Source organism: Nocardioides sp., assembly GCF_051876515.1.
In the GTDB taxonomy this organism is placed as follows: domain Bacteria; phylum Actinomycetota; class Actinomycetes; order Propionibacteriales; family Nocardioidaceae; genus Nocardioides.
Genome location: NZ_JBJEHY010000014.1, coordinates 1 through 4,379 on the forward strand (window position 1 = coordinate 1; position 4,379 = coordinate 4,379).

General features: G+C 70.5%; 4 protein-coding genes and 1 pseudogene. 2 read left to right on the forward strand and 3 right to left on the reverse strand.

The window, feature by feature from the left end:
• The coding region (locus ACI379_RS00655; RefSeq protein WP_439790127.1) for a methionine--tRNA ligase at positions 1-866 on the reverse strand (866 nt) is incomplete at its 3' end.
• 93 nt (positions 867-959) lie between these two features.
• Between ACI379_RS00655 and ACI379_RS00660 the strand changes: the two genes are divergently transcribed.
• The gene (locus ACI379_RS00660) at positions 960-1,631 is read left to right on the forward strand and encodes a GOLPH3/VPS74 family protein (RefSeq protein ID WP_439790128.1); all 672 of its coding nucleotides are present in this window, start codon (positions 960-962) and stop codon (positions 1,629-1,631) included.
• Between the two features lie 21 nt (positions 1,632-1,652).
• Here the strand turns inward: ACI379_RS00660 and ACI379_RS00665 are convergent, their stop codons facing one another.
• Positions 1,653-2,882, reverse strand: coding sequence for an N-acetylmuramoyl-L-alanine amidase (locus ACI379_RS00665; protein WP_439790129.1), 1,230 nt, complete (start codon positions 2,880-2,882; stop codon positions 1,653-1,655).
• Between the two features lie 26 nt (positions 2,883-2,908).
• Positions 2,909-3,514, reverse strand: coding sequence for a mycothiol-dependent nitroreductase Rv2466c family protein (locus ACI379_RS00670; protein WP_439790130.1), 606 nt, complete (start codon positions 3,512-3,514; stop codon positions 2,909-2,911).
• A gap of 90 nt (positions 3,515-3,604) precedes the next feature.
• On the opposite strand from ACI379_RS00670, the pseudogene ACI379_RS00675 reads away from it, so the two are divergent.
• A pseudogene (locus ACI379_RS00675) lies at positions 3,605-4,379 on the forward strand (aminopeptidase N); the annotation flags it as partial.

Genomic DNA, 4,379 nt, shown 5'->3' on the forward strand with positions numbered 1-4,379 from the left:
GGGTCGTTCCACCACTCGCGCCAGGCGTCGGGGTTGCCGGTGCGGCGCGCCCACTCGATCGAGGCTGACAGGTAGCCGATCACGGCGTCGAACCAGACGTAGAGCCGCTTGCCCGGGTACGTCGTGGCGAGCTCGCCGGGCAGCGGGATGCCCCAGTCGATGTCACGCGTCATGGCGCGCGGACGGATGTCGTCGAGGATGTTGAGGGAGAACTTGATGACGTTGGGCCGCCAGGTGCCCGACGCGTCGCGCTCCTCGAGGTAGGTCCGCAGGGCGTCGGCCACCGCGGGCAGGTCGAGGAAGAAGTGGTCGGTCTCGCCGAACTGCGGGACGGCGCCGTCGATCTTGGACCGCGGGTCGATCAGGTCGGTGGGGTCGAGCTGGTTGCCGCAGTTGTCGCACTGGTCACCGCGGGCCTCCTTGTAGCCGCACTTGGGGCAGGTGCCCTCGATGTAGCGGTCCGGGAGCGTACGACCGGTGTTGGGGTCGAGAGCCACCTGCTGCGGCTCCACGATGAAGTAGCCGTTGTCGAGGCAGCGGGTGAACAGCTCGCGCACCACCTCGTAGTGGTTGCCGGTCGTCGTCCGGGTGTAGAGGTCGTACGAGCACCCCAGGTCGCGCAGCTCGTGGGCGATGATCGAGTGGTTGCGGTTGACGAACTCGCCAGCGGTCTCGCCGAGCTTGTCGGAGGCCACCAGGATCGGGGTGCCGTGCTCGTCGGAGCCCGACACCATGAGCACGTCGTGGCCCGCCATCCGCATGTACCGGCTGAAGACGTCGGAGGGAACGCCGAAACCGGCGACGTGGCCGATGTGGCGCGGGCCGTTGGCGTACGGCCAGGCGACTGCGGAGAGGACCTTGCTCATGGGCGCGAGTCTATTCAGCCTCCGCGGACCACCGCACACCGCGTGACCCGGCCGCTACCGTGGACAGGGCGTACCGCACGGACGGAGAGACCGATGGACTACCTGATCGCCGAGGACGTGTTCCTCCTGCTCACCTGCGACGAGGACGGCCGCACCGAGGCGTCGACCTACCTCGACGTGCTCATGGGCGGGGCGCTGCTCGTCGAGCTGGCCGAGCGCGGCCTCGTCGAGATCGAGGACAAGCGCGGCTTCTGGCACTCCCCCAAGGTCACCGGTCAGGACGGGCCCGGCCCTGAGGACCCCGTCCTCGCCGAGGCGCTGACCACCGTGCTCGCCAAGCAGCGGACCCCCGAGGCCCTGGTCGAGCGGCTCGGCCGCGGCACCCGCACGGTGGTGGCCGACCGGCTCGTCGAGCGCGGCGTCCTGCGCCGGGAGCAGCGCAAGGTCCTCGGCCTCTTCCCGTACACCCGGCACCCGGCCGCCGACAGCAGCCACGAGGACGCGGTGCGCGAGCGGCTCGTCGGGGTCCTCGTGCACGGCCTCGAACCGGACCCGCACACGGGTGCGGTGATCGCCCTGCTGCACTCGATCGGGTGGGCGCACAAGGTGGTCGCGACCGAGGGCTCCACGGCCCAGGTGAAGGCCCGGGCCAAGGAGATCGCCCGCGGCCAGTGGGCCGCCGCCGCGGTCAAGGCGGCGATCGACGCGTACGTCGCGGCGATGATCGCCACGACCACGGCGACCACCGTGGTCGTCTCCTCCTGACGTGGGTGCGGCGAGGAGCCCTCAGTAGCGGTTGATCCGGAACTGGGCGGCCCCGCGGATCCGGGACAGCACGTCGTACAGCTCCTGACCGGGGCAGGCGGTGTCGTTGGTGTCGCGGTGCCCGTCGATGACCGCCAGCCGCACCTTGCGGCCCTCGGGGAACTTGTCGGAACCGTGCGAGATCCGCACCACGGTCCCCGTGGCGCGGCGGCCCTCGCGGTCCAGCAGCCAGGCGGAGATCCGCGCGATCCGGCGGCGTACGGACTTGCGCGGCTCGGTCGTCTCGAAGTTGCCGATCACGGCGATGCCGGTGGAGTTGTGGTTGAAGCCGAGGGTGTGGGCGCCCTGGACCCGCTTGGCGATCCCGCCCCAGCGGCCCACCCAGGCCCGCCCGAACCGGTCGACCAGCACGTTGTACCCGATGTCGGACCAGCCCAGGCTCTTGGTGTGGTACCGGTAGATCCCGCGGATGATGCCGGCGACGTCGTCGCGGTCGTAGTCGTTGCTGTTGACGGTGTGGTGCACGTGCACCTGCTTGATGTTCTTGCCGTACGTCGGCTCCCCGTCGCGCCACTTCTCGTTGGCTCCCCACACCTTGCGTGAGCGGATCCTCGGACGAGGAGCCCCGTCGCTCTTCGCCGAGCGCGGTGCCGCCGAGACGGTCGACCGCGCCGCCGCGGACGCCGGGGCCCGGGTCTGCGTCGTCGCCGGCACCGCTGAGGTGTCGGTGAGCACGAGCTCGGCACCCGCGGGCACCGAGCCTCCCGCCCGGACCTGCAGGTCGCGGCTGCGCCCGACCCAGAGCAGGTCGGTGGCGCCGCTCCCCTCGGTACGTCGGCCCTCGGCGGTGTCCGCGTCGGGGCCGTCGCCCAAGGGTTCGAGGTCCTGCCAGGTTCCCCAGGTCCCGCCCTGGCGGACCCGTACCTGCAGCCCGGGATCGCGCGCTCCGCGCCAGGTGGCGCCGACCATGGTGAACCCGTCGGTGGCCACCGTCCTGGCCGCCGCCCCCGCGCGCAGCGACGCGCCCGTCGGCGAGTCGGAACCGAGCGGCACCTCGGCCGAGCGCAGGCCGCCCCCGACCGGGGACAGCCCCACCTCGCTGACCGGGGCGGGTGCCGCGTGCGCGACCCCGCTCCCGACGGCCGGTGGGACGCTCAGGACCGCGACCCCGAGCAGGCCCACGACGCCGGCCGCGGACGCTCGCGCGAGCGTGGGAACGGTGTGACTGGAGTGACTCCCGAGACGGAACATCACTCAAGGATGCGCCGAAATCGCCCTCAGGAGAAGTCGAGGTCGCCCGTACGGCTGCGCTTGAGCTCGTAGAAGTAGGGGAACTTCGCGACCTTCACGACCCCGTCCCACAGCTCCCCGGCGTCCTCGCCGCGCGGGATCGCGCTGAGCACCGGGCCGAAGAACGCGGCACCGTTGACGTGGATCGTGGGCGTGCCCACGTCGTCGCCCACGGGGTCCATCCCCTCGTGGTGGGAGGCCGCCACGGCCTCGTCCCAGGAGGAGTCGTCCATCGCGTCCGCGAGGTCGGCCTCCAGCCCCACGGCCGCGAGCACCTCCTCGACCAGACCCCGGTCGATCGCACGCTTGTCGTGGTGGATCCGCTCACCGAAAGCGGTGTACGCGTCGGCCAGGACGCCGGCGCCGTGGCGGGCCTGGGCCGCCATCAGCACCCGCACCGGTCCCCACGCCGGGGCCAGCAGCTCCCGGTAGGAGTCGGGGATGTCCTTGTCCTTGTTGAGGTAGGCCAGGCTCATCACGTGCCAGCGCACCTCGATGTCGCGCACCTTCTCCACCTCCAGGATCCACCGCGAGGTGATCCAGACGAACGGGCACAGCGGGTCGAACCAGAAGTCAGCAGCGTCCTTGCTCATGGGAAAACGATGCCACGCCCGGGCCAACGAGGTGCAGGGGTGTCACAACGGGTGTGCCACCACGGGGGCTGAGGTGGTTGACTGCCGTGCATGCCAGGAACCAACCTCACGAGGGACGAGGCCGCCACTCGCGCCTCCCTCCTCGACGTCACCTCGTACGACATCGTCCTCGACCTCACCACGGGCGAGAACCGCTTCGGCTCCACCACCACACTGGAGTTCACCAGCACCACCCCCGGAGCCTCCACGTTCGCCGACCTCGTCGACGCGGAGATCTCCTCGATCACGCTCAACGGCCGCGAGCTCGACCCCGCCGTCGTGTACGCCGACAGCCGGATCCAGCTGGACGACCTCGCCGCGGAGAACACCCTCGTGGTGGTCGCCGCGTGCGCGTACACCAACATCGGCCAGGGCCTGCACCGGTTCGTCGACCCCGCCGACGGCCGCGTCTACCTCTACTCCCAGTTCGAGGTCCCCGACGCCCGTCGCGTCTTCACCACCTTTGAGCAGCCCGACCTCAAGTCGGTGTTCACCTTCACCGTGACCGCTCCCGAGCACTGGAAGGTCGTCTCCAACGCGGCCACCCCGACGCCGGAGCCCCTCGGCGAGGGCAAGGCCGTGTGGCGCTTCCCGACCACGGAGCGGATGTCCACGTACATCACCGCGATCATCGCGGGCGAGTACCACGAGGTCCTCGACACCTACGAGGGCAAGTTCGGCACCATCCCGCTGGGCCACTACTGCCGCCAGTCACTGGTCGAGCACATGGACACCGAGAACGTGGTCAACACGACCAAGCAGAGCTTCGCGTTCTTCGAGGAGCAGTTCGACTTCCCGTACCCGTTCGGCAAGTACGACCAGCTCT

What these genes read in the sequence shown, in the direction of transcription:
- ACI379_RS00670 (WP_439790130.1), bottom strand. Translation starts at nt 3,514, where the DNA reads ATGAGCAAGGACGCTGCTGACTTCTGGTTCGACCCGCTGTGCCCGTTC.
- ACI379_RS00665 (WP_439790129.1), bottom strand. Translation starts at nt 2,882, where the DNA reads ATGTTCCGTCTCGGGAGTCACTCCAGTCACACCGTTCCCACGCTCGCG.
- ACI379_RS00660 (WP_439790128.1), top strand. Translation starts at nt 960, where the DNA reads ATGGACTACCTGATCGCCGAGGACGTGTTCCTCCTGCTCACCTGCGAC.